Origin of the sequence: Halomonas sp. THAF12, from assembly GCF_009363675.1 — a bacterium.
GTDB classification, from domain to species: domain Bacteria; phylum Pseudomonadota; class Gammaproteobacteria; order Pseudomonadales; family Halomonadaceae; genus Halomonas; species Halomonas smyrnensis.
The window spans coordinates 1,462,228-1,479,133 of the sequence record NZ_CP045399.1 but is presented as its reverse complement, the minus strand read 5'-3'; the positions used below and the strand labels follow the sequence as shown (position 1 = coordinate 1,479,133).

Genomic DNA, 16,906 nt, shown 5'->3' with positions numbered 1-16,906 from the left:
AAAAAGCTCCCAGCGTTAAAGGTTGTTGATCCGGTACTTCTCGCGGAACCGGCGAATCATGATCACCGAGACCAGATTCAGCGACAGGGTCACCACGAACAGCACCAGGCCCAGGGCGAAGGCCGACAGCGTCTCGGCGCTGGCGAATTCCTGATCGCCGGTCAGGGCGGCGACGATGCGCACCGTCACCGTGGTCATGTCCTCGAACGGGTTGGCCGTGAGGTTGGGGCGCATGCCGGCGGCCATGACCACGATCATGGTCTCGCCCAGCGCCCGGGACACCGCCAGCAGCGAGGCCGAGATGATGCCCGGCAGGGCCGCCGGGACCACCACGTCGCGGATGGTCTCGCCCTTGGTCATGCCCAGCGCCAGCGACCCCTGACGCATGCTGTCCGGCACCGAGTTGATGACGTCGTCGGACAGCGAGGAGATGAAGGGGATGATCATGATGCCCATCACGATGCCGGGGGCCAGGGCGTTGTTGAACGAGGCATCGATGCCGAAGAACCCGGCCACGTCGACGATGATCGGCGCCACGGTGATGGCGGCGAAGAAGCCGTAGACCACGGTCGGGATGCCGGCCAGGACCTCGAGCACCGGCTTGGCCAGGGTGCGCACTCGCTGCGGGGCGAACTCGGCCATGTAGATGGCCGACAGCAGGCCGACCGGAATCGCCACCAGCATGGCGATGGCGGTGATCATGAAGGTACCGGCGAACAGCGGAATCGAACCGAACTGGGCGGCGCTTGCCCCCTCCTCCGCTCGGCCCGCGGCGGCGAGGAAGCTCGCGCCCGGATTCCAGGTGGTGCCGGTGATGAAGTCCCAGAAGCTCTGCATCTGGAAGAAGCGGATGGCCTCTCCCACGATGGAGATCAGGATCCCGAAGGTGGTGAAGATCGAGATCAGGGCGGCGCCGGCCAGGAAGAAGCGGATGACGCTCTCGATGGCCTTGCGCGCATGAAAGTCCGGACGCACCAGGGCGATGCCCATGGCCAGACCGGCGCAGCCGACGACCAGGCTGGCGGCCAGCAGATACAGCGTGGGAATCTCGGCGCCCAGGAGCAGCATGGCGAACGCGCCCACCACGCCGACGGCGATGGCCGGGCCGGCGCTGGACAGCACGCTGAACCAGGCGTATTGGTCGGGCTGGGCGTGCATGGCGGCGCCGGCGGCGCGCACCCTGGAGGCCTTGGCCCGCCCCAGGAAATAGGCTATCAGACCCAGCACCAGCAGGGTGCCGCAGAACAGAGCGAGGATTTGGTTGGTCTGCATAGTTGACTCTCGTCTGAATGAATCCGCGGGGACCGGCGAGGCCGGTGAGCCGGCGGAACGTGCACCGGCCGGCAGCTCCTGGCTGCCGGCCGTGACAGGGCGAAGGCCCGGCCCTGCTTACTTGAGGTCGGCCAGCTCGAGCGTCTCGTGGTTCTCGACCGCGCTGCGAGCCTCGGCGCGCATCTCTTCCGGCGCCGGGATCAGGCCGATGCCCTTGAGGTAGCCCAGATCACCGATCATCTGCTCGCTCATGAACAGGTTGGCGTATTCGTTCATCGCCGGGACCTCGTCGGCGTGCTGGTTCTTCACGTAGAAGAACATGGAGCGAGACACCGGGTAGTCGCCGCTGCCGATGGCATCCGGGGTCGGCGCGACGCCGTCGATGCTGGAGCCCATCAGGCTGTCGGAGTTCTCTTCCAGGAAGGAGTAGCCGAAGATGCCGAAGGCCTCGGTGTTCTCGGCCAGGCGCTGGACGATCAGGTTGTCGTTCTCGCCGGCGTCGATGAAGGCACCGTCGGTGCGGATGTCGGTGTAGCCCTCACCGCCGTAGGCGTCCATCTCCTCGGAGGCGGCTTCCATCACCAGCTCCTCGAAGGCGTCACGGGTGCCGGAGGTGGTGGGCGGACCGTAGACGGCGATCTCGCGGGCCGGCAGCGAATCATCGATCTCGTTCCACTGGGTGTAGGGGTTGTCGACCAGCTCGCCGTCGACCGGCACCTGGGCGGCCAGGGCCAGGAAGATCTGCTCGAGGGTCACGTCCATCGCGTCATTTTCGTTGGACTGGGCGAAGGCGATGCCGTCGTAGCCGATGAAGGCCTCGGTGATGTCGGTCACGCCGTTCTCGACGCAGCGCTCAAACTCGGAGGGCTTCATGCGACGCGAGGCGTTGGTGATGTCAGGAGTCCCCTCGCCGATGCCGTTGCAGAACAGACGCGCGCCGCCGCCGGAGCCGGTGGACTCGATGACCGGCGTCGGGAAGTCGGTGGTGGCACCGAATTCCTCGGCCACGTAGCTGGCAAACGGGTAGACGGTACTGGAGCCAACGATGCGCACCTGATCGCGGGCCTGGGCGACACCGACGACGCCCATGACGGCGGCAGCGATGGCAGTGGTCTTGAGGATGCGGTTCATGGAGAGAGCTCCTGTTCGGGGAAGTGATCATCCTTTCGCGATACACAAGATGCCCCACGAAAATGACAGCTTCATGACAAGCGAGCTCGATGGCCGACATCGGCGTCGGCAGAGGGAGACGAAGGGCCCGGCGACGGGCAAGAGAGCCCCGGCCCGGGCGGGCCGGAGCGGCAGGACGGCTCAGTTCAGGGCGGCGCGCCCCACCAGGCCGCGCAGGGCCAGGTTGCCGACCAGCGACACCGTCAGCATGGTCAGCACCATGGGCCAGGCACTGTCGACCTCGAAGGCGCTGACCACCACCCCGGCCAGGGCGCCGCTGGTGAACTGGATGCAGCCCAGCAGCGCGGTGGCGGTGGCGCTCATGTGGCTGAAGTGCTCGAGCAGCGAGGCCATGGCATTGGGCGTGATCAGCCCGACCATGCCCATGAACAGCATGATCAGCGGCACCACCGTGAACAGCGAGTCCATCCCGGTCGCCACCAGCGTCACCAGCGCCAGCGCCACGCCGCACTGCACGCCGAGCCCCAGGCGCATGTTCTGCTGGGGCGTGCGCCGGCTCAGCAGACGGATATTGAGGCGGTTCGACAGCGCCATCACCACCACGTTGGCGCCGAACACCACCGGATAGACCGCCGGCGAGACCCCGTAGTGGGTCATGTAGAGAAACGGCGAGGCGGTGATGAAGGCGAACATCCCGGAGAAGGTCGACGCCACCGACAGCACATAGCCCATGGCCTCGCGATGACGCAGCACGCTGGCATAGTTGCGCAGCACCTGGCCGGCCGAGGCGATCGGCGCATCGGGTGGCCGGGTCTCCGGTAGGCGGGTCCCCATCAGCCACAACAGGAAGGCCGCATAGACCGCCAGGAAGGCGAAGATCAGCCACCAGTCCGCCAGGTAGAGCAGGCCGCTGCCCACCGCCGGCGCCACCAGCGGGGCCAGCATCAGGATCATCGCCATGGTCGACATCACCTTGGCCGCCTCGCGCCCGCTGAAGCAGTCGCGCACGATGGCCGCGGAGTTGACCACGCAGGCGCCGCCGCCCAGGGCCTGCACGAAGCGCCAGGTCAACAGCTCGCCGAGCGTGTCGACACGCATGATCATCAGGCTGGACAGCAGGAAGATCACCAGCCCGGTGAGCAGCACCGGGCGACGACCCAGGCGATCGGACATCGGCCCGCCGACCAGCTGGCCGATGGCGAAGCCGAACAGGAACAGGCTGATCGACAGCTCGGTATGATGGATGCTCGCCCCCACCGTATCGGCCAGCGCGGGCATGGCGGGCAGGTAGGCATCGATGGCGAAGGGCGCCAGGGCGGTATTGGTGGCGACCAGCAGGGCCACCCGTCGGGCGTTCAGTCTCAAGCGACCTCCAAAGGGATTTCCACGAGGGCGCTAATGATAACGCACCTCACTGGCCGATGCCGTGCGTCTGTATTTCATCCCCCTGTGCTTGATAGAGTGGACCCTCGACACACGGAGGATTCAGGACCCATGGCAGACGACCTGCTGACGCAACTCAAAGGCATGACCACGGTGGTGGCCGACACCGGCGACATCGAGGCGATCCGTCGCTTCCAGCCCACCGATGCGACCACCAATCCCTCGCTGATCCTGCAGGCCGCCCAGCAGGAGGGCCGCCGCGCCCGGCTGGCCGAGATCGCCCGCCAGGCCACCGATATCGACGACGCCATGGACGCCGTGGCGGTGGACATCGGCAGCGAGATCAGTGCCCTGGTCCCCGGCTACGTGTCCACCGAGGTCAGCGCTCGCCTCTCCTTCGACACCCAGGCCTCGCTGGACCGCGCCCGCTCGCTGATCGACCGCTACCAGCGCCATGGCGTCGATCCGAAGCGAATCCTGATCAAGCTCGCCGCCACCTGGGAGGGCATCCGCGCCGCCCAGGTGCTGGAGCGCGAGGGCATCCACACCAACCTGACGCTGATGTTCAACTTCGACCAGGCCCGCGCCTGCGCCGATGCCGGCGTGACCCTGGTGTCGCCCTTCGTCGGCCGCATCCTCGACTGGCACAAGGCCCAGGATCCAGAGGCCGACTTCGCCGGCGACCGCGACCCGGGCGTGCAGTCGGTCAAGCGCATCTACGAGCACTTCAAGGGCCACGGTTACGAGACCATCGTGATGGGCGCCAGCTTCCGCAACAGCGGCGAGATCAAGGCCCTGGCCGGCTGCGACCGCCTGACCATCTCCCCGGCCCTGCTCGGCGAGCTGGCCGAGACCGAGGGCACGCTGGAGCGCCGCCTCTCGCCGCTGGACGCCGAGACCCGCGCGCCGGAGCCCCAGGGCGAGGCCGACTTCCGCTGGGCGATGAACGAGGACCCCATGGCCACCGAGAAGCTGGCCGAGGGCATCCGCAAGTTCATGGCCGACCAGCGCAAGCTGGAGACGCTGCTGGGCGAGCTGCGCCAGGGCTGATCCGGCCCCGGGCGACGCAAGAACGCCAAGAGGGGGAGGCGCCGCCGGCGCCTCCCCCTCTTCGACTGTGTCCAGCGTTTTCCCATGCCGGCTCTGCCCCGTCTCGCGGCGAGCGCTGGAAGGCCCGCCCAGGCGGCGATTCACTCCCGGTCGGCGGGACTCTTCTGCTCCTCGAGCATCTCGACCAGCGGCTGGAACTGCTCGCGGTTGTGGTCGTTCATGTGCATCAGGATGCGGTGCGCCTCGAGGATGCGCTCGCGCATGCCCTCTTCGTTGGCAGGCACCTCGGGCAGGTCGCGCAGCTCGTGGGGCTCGGTGATCGGCGACTCCAGCAGCGTGAAGTAGCGGGCGAAGCCCATCACGTCGAGCATGCGCCGCACGTCGGGGTTATCGACGACGATGGTCGGCGGCTGCTTCAACCGACCCTGCAGCGCCATGGCCACCTTGGCCAGGAAGCCGAGCGCCGTGGAGTCGACGTTGGTGGCCTCGCGCAGGTCCACCATCACCGCCTCCAGCCCGGGCGTCTCGGCTAGACGCTGTGCCTGGGTATCGAGCGTCGCGCAGAGCGTCAGCCGGACGTCCCCGCACAGCTTGAGCACGAACACGCCGGAATCGAACGCCGCCTTGAGGCGGCCTTCATGCATCATCATTGCCAAATCCGCTCAACATCATGATCGTCAGGTCGTCGGGAAGCTCGTCCCGGCCGGAGGCGTCGCCCTCGTTGTCAGCGTCGACGATGTCGTCGCCGAGGGCAAGACTGTCGCGCAGCGCCGCCAGCGTCTCGCTGGTCTCGGCGCGGGAGCGCAGCACCTCCAGCCGCGCCTCCAGGGTCTCGCCGGGCAGGCACTCCAGGAGGCCGTCGGAGCACAGCCACAGCCGGAAGTCCGCCGGCAGCTCGCAGCCCAACGACGGGTATTCGACGTCCGGGAACAGCCCCACCGGCATGCCTTCGCCTTCCAGGTAGCGCGCCTCGCCGTCGCTCACCAGCAGCGGCATGGGCAGCTGGGCGCCGAGCGAATAGTGCAGATAGCGACGCTCCCGGTCAATGACGCCGACGAACAGGGTGGCGTGCTTGCCGATGCCGGTATCGAGCAGCTCGCGGTTGAGCCCGGCCAGCCAGCGCGGCGCCAGGTCCTGCGGACGCTGACCGTCCCACTCGTTCTGCCAGCGGTGCGACAGCGACTTGAGCAGCACCGTGACGAAGGCCGACGACGCCCCGTGGCCCGAGACATCGGCGAAGTAGAACAGGGTGTAGCGGTCGTCGAAGCGCTGGAAATCGAGGAAGTCGCCGGACAAGTACAGCGATGGCACCAGCCAGTAGTCCCCGCTCACGCCGTTGATGCTCTGCGGGCTCGGCGGCAGCAGCTTGCGCTGGATCTGGCCGCCGGCCTGCTGGTCGAGCCGCAGCATCGCCAGATGGGTCTCCAGGCGCTCGTTGAGCTCGGCCAGCCGTGCCCGGTCGTGCTCGCGCTCCTGGGCCAGGCGGTTGAGGTCGATCACCCGGCGGATCATGCGCCGCAGCAGGTGGCCGTGACGACGCGGCTCGATCACGTAGTCGACCAGTCCCGCATCCACGGCCTGGAGCAGATCGCTGTCCTGACGTTCGTCGCTGACCACCAGGGTCGGCAGCCGCTCGGCCAGCGCCCCCCAGGCCTCGCTGGGCACCGCCCGGGCATGGGCGACCACCAGCACCGCGTCGCCCGGCAGCTGCTCGTGGTGTTCCACGGCGACGACCGCCAGGCCGTCGCGGGCGATGATCTCGGCCAGGGCATCGCGCTCGGCCCCGGGAACGTCGATCAGGCCGACCAGCTCGTTGGCTTCGGGCATCCTAGGGCCTCACTCGGCGAAGGCATCATCGAAGTCGGCGTCGTCGAAATCGAAGTCGTCGCTGGCGAAGGGGTCTTCCCCGGCCTCGCCGTCGTTGACCTCGAAGCGCCGACGCTGCAGCCAGCTGTCGCGGATGAAGCTGTAGCGATCGCCGCGGATCAGCTGCTCCTGGTCGAGCAGCCCGGCGCGGGTATCGACCACGTCCAGCCCGCGCAGCCCGTAGCGAATCTCGTCTTCCTCGACGTAGGTCAGCGGGTCGGTGTACCAGTCCACCGGCATGCCGGCGGTGGCCCGCACGGTGCTCGGGCCCAGCAGCGGCAGCACCAGATAGGGCCCCTCGCCCACGCCCCAGACGGCCAGGGTCTGGCCGAAGTCTTCCTCGCGGCCGACCAGGTCCAGGTGCGAGGCGACGTCGAAGAAGCCCAGCACGCCCACCGTGGAGTTGATCAGAAAGCGCCCGCCGGAGATGCCGGCATTGGCCGGCTTGGCCTGCAGCAGGCTGTTGACCGTGTTGCTGATCTCGCCGAGGTTCGAGAAGAAGTTGCCGACGCCGGTCTGCACCGGGTCCGGCGTCACGAAGCGGTAGCCCTGGGCCACCGGCTTGAGCGCATAGCGATCGATCGTGTCGTTGAAGGCGAACACCCCGCGGTTGAAGCCCTCCCAGGGATCGTCCGGATTGGCGTCATCGACGCCCGAGGTGGTGGCGCAGCCCGTCAGCAGTGACAGGGCGCACATCGCCGCCAGGCCTTGGCCGGCCCGGCGGCCGGGGAATGTCGGAATCATGGCTCGCACGGTCTCCCTACGCGTCATTCTGGTGTCCATCATCGATCATTATCGCTCGTCCACGACGCTGCGGGCACTGTAGCCCGCGGCGCCGCAACACTCCAGCCCGGGGCCCTCAGGCTCGCCCGGTGAGTTCCTTCCAGTGCTTCTCGAGGCGCTTCTCCGAGACCGGCATCCGGGTGCCCAGCTGCTGGGCGAACAGCGACACGCGCAGCTCCTCGATCCACCAGCCGAACTCGACCAGCGCCGGGTCCTCGACGCCACCGCGACGCTCGCTCTCGCGCCGGGACGCCAGCCGCGCCTCGAAGTCCTGCACCGACTGCATGTGCATCTGGTCGCGCATGCGCTCGCGGGGGGCCTTCTCCAGGCGGATCTGGGCGGCCTCCATGTAGCGCGGATACTCGGCCAGCCAGTCGCCGGCCTCGGTGACGAAGCCGGGATGCACCAGGCGCTGCATCTGGGCCTTGAGGTCACTGTATACCAGCGCCAGCGAAAGGTTCAGGTTGCCCTTCAACGCCTTGGTCACCGCCAGATGGCCCTGAAGCGCCTGCTTGAGGATGCCGAGGCGTTCCTCGGCGTGGGGCACCAGGGCGTCGCGGGTCTCGGCCAGCCGCGCCTCCAGCTCGTCGCGGGAGCGCGGCAGCGGGTCGACCGCCACCACCTGCTGGAAGACCGCGCTGACCAGGTCCTCGGCCAGCTGGCGCTTGCTGCCCACCTTGGCGAACAGCAGCGCGCAGGGCTGCAGGCCGGGCAGGCGCTCGATGGCGCGCACCTGGTCCGGCAGCCGCGCCATGGCGGCGCGCACCACGCCGCGACGATGGGCCTCGCGGGCCTTGTCGGGATGGTCGAACAGCTCGACCCGCAGGCTTTCGTCCTCCGGCACCACCGCCGGATAGGCCTCGACGCGGATGCCGGCCTGGGTGGTGACGCGGGACTCCGGGAGCGGCGCCTCGGGCAGGGTCTCCAGCGCGTCCGCCTCGCTGGTTTCCTGGGCCAGCGCGCGGGCCCCCTCCCCGGCCGCGGCCTCGAAGCGCTGCTCCAGGGCGCGGATGTCGCGTCCCTGGCCGAGCTCGCGGCCCTCGTGGTCGACCACCCGCAGGTTCATGATCAGGTGCGGTTCGAGCTGGTCGACCCGCCAGTCGTCGGGCGCCAGCCGCACGCCGGTCTTGACCCGCAGGAACTCGCCCAGCGACTCGGTGAGCGGCACGTCGTCCGGCGTCATGGCCTTGAGGGCGGCGTCGACCCAGTCGGGAATCGGCACCACCTGGCGGCGGATCGACTTGGGCAGCGACTTGAGCAGCGCGATGCACTTCTCGCGCAAAAGCCCCGGCACCAGCCACTCCAGGCGGCCCTCCGGCAGCTGCGGCAGCATCGCCGCCGGCACCGTCAGGGTCACGCCGTCGTCCTCGGCGCCGGGGGCGAAATGGTAGCTCAGCGGATAGCGCACGCCGTTCAGTGCCAGCTCGTCCGGGTAGTCGGCCTGGGTGACCTCCTCGGCCTCCCGGGCCAGCAGCGCGGCGCGGTCGAACTTGAGCACGTCCGGGTCGTCGCGCTCGGCCTGCTTGCGCCAGGCCTCGAAGCCCTTGCCGTTGACGATGTCCTCGGGAATGCGCGCATCGTAGAAGTCGAACAGCGCCTCCTCGTCGACCAGGATGTCGCGCTTGCGGGCGCGATCCTCGAGGTCCTCGACCTCCTCGACCAGCGCGCGGTTGTGGGCGAAGAACGCCCCGCGGGTCTTGAACTCGCCCTCCACCAGCGCGCGGCGGATGAACAGCTCGCGGGACTCCGCCGGCGCGATCGGGCCGTAGTGCACCCGGCGCCGGCTGACGATCGCCAGGCCGAACAGCGTGACCTGCTCGAAGGCCACCACCTGGGCGCGCTTCATCTCCCAGTGCGGCTCGCTGTAGCTGCGCTTGACCAGGTGGCCGGCCAGCGGCTCGATCCAGGCCGGATCGATCCTGGCCACGGTGCGGGCGAACAGCTTCGAGGTCTCGACCAGCTCGAAGGCCATCACCCACTTGGGCGTCTTCTTGGAAAGCCCAGAGCCTGGGTGAATCATGAACTTGCGGTTGCGCGCGCCCTGGTACTCGCGGTTCTCCAGCAGCTGGCCGAGGTGCGAGAGCAGCCCCGGCAGCAGCGCCTGGTGCAGGCGCACGGCGCTCTCGCGGCGGGCCTTCTTCGCCGCCTCGCCGTCGTCGTCCTCGGCCGGCAGCGGCGCCGGCGCGGGCACCTCGATGTCCATGTCGCGCAGCAGCTGGCGCAGCTGGCGGAAGGTGTCGTGCCACTCGCGCAGCCGCAGGTAGTTGAGGTAGTTGTCCTTGCACCAGCGGCGCAGGCGATTGCCGGAGAGCTCCTCGCGGGCGGCCTCGAAGCCGTGCCACAGGTTCACGAGGTCGACGAAGTCGGAGTCCGGGTCCTGCCAGCGGCGATGGGCCTGGTCGGCGGCCTGGCGCTTCTCGGCCGGGCGGTCCCGCGGGTCCTGGATGGCCAGCGCCGAGACCACCACCAGCACCTCGCGCAGGCCGCCCTGCTCGGCGCCGGCCAGCAGCATGCGGGCCAGGCGCGGATCGATGGGCAGGCGGGCGAGCTTGCGCCCGAGCGGCGTGATGCGCTGGCCCTCGTCCACCGCGCCGAGCTCGAACAGCAGCCGGAAGCCGTCGGTGACGAAGCGCGAGTCGGGCGGATCGACGAAGGGGAAGGCCTCGATGCTGCCGAGCTTGAGCGACAGCATCGACAGGATCACCGAGGCCAGGTTGGTGCGCCGGATCTCGGGATCGGTGAATTCGGGGCGGCCGAGGTAGTCCTCCTCGTCGTAGAGGCGGATGCACAGGCCCTCGGCCACGCGGCCGCAGCGGCCCTTGCGCTGGTCGGCGCTGGCCTGGCTGACCGCCTCCACCGGCAGGCGCTGGATCTTGGCCCGGTAGCTGTAGCGGCTGATGCGCACCAGGCCCGGGTCGATCACGTAGCGGATGCCCGGCACGGTGAGCGAGGTCTCGGCGACGTTGGTCGAGAGCACGATGCGCCGCCCGCGGTGCGGGGCGAAGACGCGATTCTGCTCGGCGTTGGAGAGCCGGGCGTAGAGCGGCAGGATCTCGGTGTCGCGCAGCTCGGCGCGGCGCAGGGTGTCGGCGGCCTCGCGGATCTCGCGCTCGCCGGGCAGGAACACCAGGATGTCGCGGGGGCCGTGCAGCCAGCCCTTCTCGCGCTCGGCGGCCTGGATCTCCTCCACCGCGTGCAGGATGCCCTCCTGCAGGGTGCGGTCTTCCTCGTCCTCGGCCTCGCGGGTCAGCGGCCGGTAGCGCACCTCCACCGGATAGGTGCGGCCGGAGACCTCGACCACCGGCGCCGGGCGCCGGGTGCCGTCCTCGCCCGCCAGGGCGAAGTGCTCGGCGAAGCGCTCCACGTCGATGGTCGCCGAGGTGATGATCACCTTGAGGTCCGGGCGACGGTCGAGCAGGCGCTTGAGATAGCCGAGCAGGAAGTCGATGTTGAGGCTGCGCTCGTGGGCCTCGTCGATGATGATCGCCTCGTAGCGCGTGAGGTCGGGATCGTGCCGGGTCTCGGCCAGCAGGATGCCGTCGGTCATCAGCTTGACCTGGGTGGCATCGTCGGTGTGGTCGGTGAAGCGAACCTGGTAGCCGACCTGCTCGCCCAGCGGCACCTCCATCTCTTCGGCCAGGCGCGTGGCCACCGAGCGGGCCGCCAGCCGGCGCGGCTGGGTGTGGCCGATCAGCCCGCGCCGGCCGAGGCCGAGCTCAAGGCACAGCTTGGGCAGCTGGGTGGTCTTGCCCGAGCCCGTCTCGCCGGCCACCACCACGACCTGGTGGTCGCGCAGCGCCTCGAGGATGTCCTCGCGGCGTTCGGCGACCGGCAGCTCCTCGGGATAGGACAGTGTTACCGGGCGCGAGGCGCGGGCCTCGACCCGGGCACGGGAACGCTCGACCTCGCGGCGCAGCTCGGCGAGCCCGCGGTCCACCGGCTTGCCCTGGCGGCAGCGCCGGGTCAGGCCGGCGAGGCGCTTGCCCAGGCGGGGCGCGTCGCGCAGCTGCACGCCGTCGAGTTCGCCCCTGAGGGCCTCCAGGGCGGCAACATCGGATTCGGGCGCGTCGGGGGCTTGGGTCAGGGTACTCACGATGGACTCGAAGGCTCCGGTGATCGAACGGGCGGGACGGCAGGACGGCTCGCATCGGTCGCGCGATGCGAGCCGGCCATTGTAACGCCGCGAACCAGTCGGGGGCTAATCGACCCTCATGCCCCCTGGATCAGGAGGGTTCGCCCTCCTCCTCTTCGCCCTCCTCCTTCGCATCGCCTTGCGCCTCGTCGCGAAGCTGGCGGCGCAGGACCTTCCTGAACATGATCGGGTCTTGGGCAGCCGAGCCGCCCTAGGAGGCCTCGCCCTCCTCCTTCGCTTCGCCTTGCGCCTCGTCGCGAAGCTGGCGGCGCAGGACCTTCCTGAACATGATCGGGTCTTGGGCAGCCGAGCTGCCCTAGGAGGCCTCGCCCTCCTCCTTCGCGTCGCCTTGCGCCTCGTCGCGAAGCTGGCGGCGCAGGACTTTCCCCACGTTCGTCTTGGGCAGCTCGTCACGAAACTCCACGTGGCGCGGCACCTTGTAGCCGGTCAACTTCTTCTTGCACCAGGTGCGCAGGGTCGCGGCGTCCAGGTCGGGGTCGCTGGCCACCACGTACAGCTTGATGGCCTCGCCACTGTCCTCGTCGGGCACGCCCACGACGGCCGACTCCACCACCCCGGGATGATGCGCCACCACGTCCTCGATCTCGTTGGGATACACGTTGAAGCCCGAGACCAGGATCATGTCCTTCTTGCGATCGACGATGCGGATGTAGCCGTCGTCGTCGAAGACCGCCACGTCGCCGGTGCGGAACCAGCCCTCGGCATCGAGGGAGGCGCCGGTATCCTCCTCGCGGTTCCAGTAGCCCTTCATCACCTGGGGCCCCTTGACGCACAGTTCGCCGGGCTCGCCCAGCGGCAGGTCGTTGCCGTCCAGGTCGATGACCTTGACCCGAGTGCCGGCCACCGGACGGCCGATGGTGCCGAGCCGGATGTCGTCGATGGGGTTGAAGCTGACGATCGGCGAGGTCTCGGTGAGGCCATAGCCCTCGGCGACGGGGCAGCCGGTGACCTCCTGCCAACGCTGGGCCACGGCGCTGGTCAAGGCCATGCCGCCGGAGATAGTCAGGTGAAGGGCGGAGAAATCGAGGCGCCGGAAGTCCTCGCGCTGGCACAGGGCATTGAACAGGGTGTTGAGCCCCACGAAGCCGGTGAAGTGCACCGTCTTCAGCGTCTTGACGAAGCCCTCCAGGTCGCGGGGATTGGGAATCAGCACCGAGTGGTTGCCGGTCTCCATCATGAACAGGCAGTTCACCGTGAAGGTGTAGATGTGATAGACGGGCAGCGGCGCGACGATGGTCTCGGCCCCCTCGGCGAGCCCCGGGCCGATCGCCTGGCGCGCCTGGAGCATGTTGGCCACCAGGTTGCCGTGAGTCAGCATGGTGCCCTTGGCCCGCCCCGTGGTGCCGCCGGTGTACTGCAGGGCGGCGATGTCGTCGCGGCCGCGGCCGACCTCGCGATGCTCGAGGCGCGCACCGCGCGCGAGCGCATCACGCAGGCGCGTCGCCCCGGGCAGCCGATAGGCCGGCACCATCTTCTTGACGTACTTCACCGCGGCGTTGATCAGCGGCCGCTTGGGGAAAGGATGCAGGTCGGCGATCTCGGTCACCACCACCCGCTCGATATCGGTGTCGCCGAGGATAGCCTCGAGCTTGGCCGCCATGTTGGCCAGGATGACGATGGCCCGGGCGCCGGAATCCTTGAATTGATGGGCCATCTCCCGCTCGGTGTAGAGCGGATTGGTGTTGACCACCACCAGGCCGGCGCGCAGCGCGCCGAACACCGCCACCGGGAACTGCAGCAGATTGGGCAGCTGGATGGCGATGCGGTCGCCGGGCTCGAGCCCGGCCTCGTGCTGCAGCCAGGCGGCGAAGTCGGCGGACAGGCGATCGAGGTCGCGATAGTCCAGGGTCCGCCCCATGCAGGTGAAGGCGGGCTTGTCGGCGAAGCGCTCGATGGCGGCGTGGAAGACCTCCATCACCGAGGCGTAGTCGTCGCGGCCCTCTAGCTCGGGGCCGCTGAGGACGGCGGGCGTGGCGTGCTCGCTCATGGCATTCTCCAGGCTGTGGCGACCCTGCGGGATCGCGCCCTGTTGTTATATTAGCGCTGTCATGGCACTGCGGCTGTGCCCCACCCTATCCCAGTCGCTGCCGATCTGGGAATACAGGATTTAAACTTATGTTTTAAACCTTCGTTCATCCCTGTGCGGTGAAGCGCCCCTGAATCGCGCCGTCACGCCACACCAGCAGCTCGCCGGGCACCATGCGCACCCACTCCTCGTTGTCGGTCAGCGGCTCGGTGGCGATCACCGAGACCACGTCGTCGGGCGTGGTGTGCTCGGCGAAGTTCACCGCCATCTCGGCGTCGGAAAGGCTGGCCTGGCCGAACGGCGCACGGCGAGTGATGTGCGCCAGCTTGGTGGTGCAGTAGGTGTAGAGGTACTCGCCGTCGGCCAGCAGCAGGTTGAAGACGCCGAGCCCGCGCAGCCGCTCGCACAGCCCGTGCAGGTGCGCCCAAAGCGCCTGGCGATCGTCCGGCGGTTCGGGGAAGGCCCGGCGCAGCTCGCCCATCAGCCAGCAGAAGGCGTGCTCGCTGTCGGTGCCGCCCACCGGCCGGTAGAACGACAGCGCCAGGTCCTCCCAGCCGGCGAGCTGGCCGTTGTGCGCATAGCACCAGGGCTGCCCCCACATTTCCCGGGTGAAGGGATGGGTGTTGGCCAGGCGCACCTGGCCGACGTTGGCCTGCCGGATGTGGCTGATCACGATGTGTGACTTGATCGGGTAGTCGCAGATCAGCCGGGCGATGGGCGAATGCACCGAGGGGTGCGGGTCGCGGAAGTCGCGATAGCCGCCGGCCTCGTAGAAGGCGATGCCCCAGCCGTCGCGGTGCGGCCCGGTGCCGCCGCCGCGGGTCAGGAAGCCGGCGAAGCTGAAGCAGATGTCGGTCGGCACGTTGGCGCTCATGCCCAGCAATTCACACATGCGGATCCCTGCGCTCGCGGGTGGAAGCGGAACGGCTGGTATGGCGCCACAGCAGGCGCAGCATCACCAGACCGATGGTCAGCACCAGCAGAATCCAGAACATCGGCCCCTGCGACCAGCCGCGGACCCGCTCGACCAGCCCGGGCCAGCCCTCCTGCCAGGCCAGGCGCAGCCTGGCCGGCAGGTCGTTGACGCCCTCGACGAGGCGATCGGCGAGGCTCGGCTCGGCCTCGGGGGCGGCGGCCTCGCCGGCATCGCCGAAGCGCTCGGCGGACAGCGTCGGGCCGGCGTCGACCCCGGCGATGCCGACCCGGGCGTCGGGGTTGAGCATCAGCCGCGGCAGGCTCAGTTCGCGGGTCTCGCCGTCCAGGGTGACGCGGGCGCTCAGGGTCAGCGGCTGGCGGAGATCCGGATCGAGCTCGGGCAGCGCCATCGTCCAGCGCGTCTCGCCGACCGGCTCGGCCTCGAGCGCCTCGCCGGCCAGCGCGCCGCGGATCTCGGTGTTGTCGCGATTCAGGCGCGGATGCTCGGCGGCCAGCACCACGCGGCCCCCGGCCGGATCATGCACCGCGCCGATGGACGGCAGCACGTTGACCGCCTGGCGGCGCTGGCGGGTGAAGCCGTCGCCGGAGGCACGCACCACCAGCTGGGCGTTGCCGGTCAACGCCGGCGCCGGCAGCTCGCCCTGGAAGCGGCCCTGATCGTCGGCGGTCAGGGTCACCGTGGACTGCGCCTCGCCGTCCGGCAACGCCAGCGACACCTCCAGCGTCAGGTTGCCCGGCAGGGGCGGCGCCTCGCGCTCCGCCTCCAGCCAGGCCTCGACCGGCACCGGGAAGCCGCGATACAGCGTCGCCGGCAGCGACCCGATGCGCAGCCGCCAGGGGCCACTGATGCTGATGCGGCTGCCGTCGTCCACCGGCCCCTCGAGGCGCCACTGCCCCGCCTCGGGCTCGGGGATGCGGACCAGGTCGAAGCGCGGCTCGACCTGCCAGTTCGCCCCCTCCGGGGCCGAATCGGCCCGATAGCGGGTGCCGTCGGGGCCGATCAGCGTCAGCGGCTCGGCCTCGGGATCATGGAAGATCAGCGCCGAGAGCCGATCCACGCCCTGATCGACCACGAAGCCACCGTCGTCGTCCAGCGGCAGGCGGTCGGCGGGGAAGATGCGCTCGAAGATATCGAGGAAGGCGCCCATCAGCCCTTCCGCGGAATCGACCCGGGTGGCCAGGCCCCCGGTACGCTGGGCCAGCCGCTCGATCAGCGCCAGGTCGGCCTCGTCGGAGAAGGCGATGGCATGCACCGTCACCCCCTGCGCGGCCAGCTCGGGGGCCAGCTCCTCGACGATGCGCCGGCGCGAGGCGCGATCGATGGCCGGCTTGTCGCCGCGGCCCGGCGGCAGATCGATGACGCCGTCGGTCATCAGGATCAGGTGCAGCCCGCCGTTGGCCTCGCCGTTCGCGGCCTGGCGCAGCGCGGCCTCGATATCGGTGTACTGCTGGTCGCGCCGCGACGGCGGCAGGGACAGCGCGCGCTCGCGCCAGCCGGCCTCGACGCGGCCCAGCGGCAGCGGATTGTCGACCCGCTCGCCGAAGGTCCAGACGCCGGCGCTGGCGCTCTCCGGCAGCAGCGAGACCAGCAGCCCCATGGCGCTCTCGGCCAGGCGGTCGGGGTCGTGGCTCTTCATGCTGCCCGACACGTCGACCACCGCCCGCACGTCGTCCTGCTCCTGCCCGGCCCGAGGCTCGGTCCGGTCCTGGTCCTGGGCGTGAGACGAACTCGCGCCGAGCCCGATCAGGCACAGCGCCATCAGCCACACGAGGCGCACCGCGCCCCGGGCGCCGGGATTTCCCCTTTGCATCGAACGTCCTTAGCCGATCATCGGCTCGCGTCGCGCCTCACCGCCGTCCTGGCGGCCCTTGTCCTCGCCCTCCTGCGCCTGACGAGCGGCCGAGTGGCGTCCGCGACGCCACAACAGCAGGCCCACCAGCGCGCCCAGGCCGGCCGCCACGGCCACCAGCATCAGCGCCGGCAGCATGGCACCGCCGTCGTGGGAGAGAAACGCCAGCCCGGCGACCACCACCGCGGGCGCGAACCCGTTATAGACGCCGTCCCCGGTGGTCAGCGGCAGCTGGAAGCTGGCCGGCACCCACATCACCCCGGCCACGGCCCAGGTGATCACCAGCCGCGGCAGTCGCGGCAGAAAGGCCAGCCCCAGATAGCCGGTGCCGAGCACCACCAGAGACAGCACGGCATAGGTCAGCCATAGTAGAGACATCGAATCCGAAAGCAGCATCGGTACCTCGTCATTGCGGCGTCGAAAGACGCACCCCGTTGAATTCACTCCGAGTATGGT

12 protein-coding genes are annotated in these 16,906 nt (G+C 69.4%); 1 reads left to right on the top strand and 11 read right to left on the bottom strand.

Annotated elements, in window-relative coordinates:
• Nucleotides 1-15 precede the first annotated feature (15 nt).
• The 3 genes from pstC to FIU88_RS06735 form a co-directional block, all read right to left on the bottom strand.
• Entirely contained in the window at nucleotides 16-1,272 is a 1,257-nt protein-coding gene (gene pstC / locus FIU88_RS06745) for a phosphate ABC transporter permease subunit PstC (protein WP_016856299.1), read from the bottom strand.
• Between the two features lie 117 nt (nucleotides 1,273-1,389).
• Nucleotides 1,390-2,403, bottom strand: coding sequence for a PstS family phosphate ABC transporter substrate-binding protein (locus FIU88_RS06740; RefSeq protein ID WP_152478648.1), 1,014 nt, complete (start codon nucleotides 2,401-2,403; stop codon nucleotides 1,390-1,392).
• 180 nt (nucleotides 2,404-2,583) lie between these two features.
• The gene (locus FIU88_RS06735; protein WP_152478647.1) at nucleotides 2,584-3,768 is read right to left on the bottom strand and encodes a Bcr/CflA family multidrug efflux MFS transporter; all 1,185 of its coding nucleotides are present in this window, start codon (nucleotides 3,766-3,768) and stop codon (nucleotides 2,584-2,586) included.
• Nucleotides 3,769-3,897: 129 nt separating this feature from the next.
• On the opposite strand from FIU88_RS06735, the gene tal reads away from it, so the two are divergent.
• The gene (gene tal / locus FIU88_RS06730; RefSeq protein ID WP_152478646.1) at nucleotides 3,898-4,836 is read left to right on the top strand and encodes a transaldolase; all 939 of its coding nucleotides are present in this window, start codon (nucleotides 3,898-3,900) and stop codon (nucleotides 4,834-4,836) included.
• A gap of 140 nt (nucleotides 4,837-4,976) precedes the next feature.
• On the opposite strand, the gene FIU88_RS06725 is transcribed toward tal, so the two are convergent.
• From FIU88_RS06725 to FIU88_RS06690, 8 genes are all read right to left on the bottom strand, one after another.
• Nucleotides 4,977-5,486: an STAS domain-containing protein gene (locus FIU88_RS06725; RefSeq protein ID WP_016856295.1), complete on the bottom strand. Its 510-nt coding sequence runs from the start codon at nucleotides 5,484-5,486 to the stop codon at nucleotides 4,977-4,979.
• Nucleotides 5,473-6,663: a PP2C family protein-serine/threonine phosphatase gene (locus FIU88_RS06720; RefSeq protein ID WP_016856294.1), complete on the bottom strand. Its 1,191-nt coding sequence runs from the start codon at nucleotides 6,661-6,663 to the stop codon at nucleotides 5,473-5,475. Before FIU88_RS06720 ends, FIU88_RS06725 begins: the two co-directional genes overlap by 14 nt.
• 9 nt (nucleotides 6,664-6,672) lie before the next feature.
• Nucleotides 6,673-7,446, bottom strand: coding sequence for a VacJ family lipoprotein (locus FIU88_RS06715; RefSeq protein ID WP_152478645.1), 774 nt, complete (start codon nucleotides 7,444-7,446; stop codon nucleotides 6,673-6,675).
• A 115-nt stretch (nucleotides 7,447-7,561) separates the two neighbouring features.
• Nucleotides 7,562-11,578 (bottom strand): ATP-dependent RNA helicase HrpA, encoded by a 4,017-nt coding sequence (gene hrpA, locus FIU88_RS06710; protein WP_152478644.1) that lies wholly within the window; start codon nucleotides 11,576-11,578, stop codon nucleotides 7,562-7,564.
• Between the two features lie 355 nt (nucleotides 11,579-11,933).
• Entirely contained in the window at nucleotides 11,934-13,625 is a 1,692-nt protein-coding gene (locus FIU88_RS06705; protein WP_152478643.1) for an AMP-binding protein, read from the bottom strand.
• 145 nt (nucleotides 13,626-13,770) lie between these two features.
• Nucleotides 13,771-14,556: a class II glutamine amidotransferase gene (locus FIU88_RS06700; RefSeq protein ID WP_152478642.1), complete on the bottom strand. Its 786-nt coding sequence runs from the start codon at nucleotides 14,554-14,556 to the stop codon at nucleotides 13,771-13,773.
• Nucleotides 14,549-16,411, bottom strand: coding sequence for a VWA domain-containing protein (locus tag FIU88_RS06695; protein WP_152478641.1), 1,863 nt, complete (start codon nucleotides 16,409-16,411; stop codon nucleotides 14,549-14,551). The genes FIU88_RS06700 and FIU88_RS06695 overlap by 8 nt, the downstream gene beginning before the upstream one ends.
• Before the next feature lie 9 nt (nucleotides 16,412-16,420).
• On the bottom strand, nucleotides 16,421-16,846 hold the full coding sequence (locus tag FIU88_RS06690; protein WP_152478640.1) for a hypothetical protein: 426 nt from the start codon (nucleotides 16,844-16,846) through the stop codon (nucleotides 16,421-16,423).
• Nucleotides 16,847-16,906 lie beyond the last annotated feature (60 nt).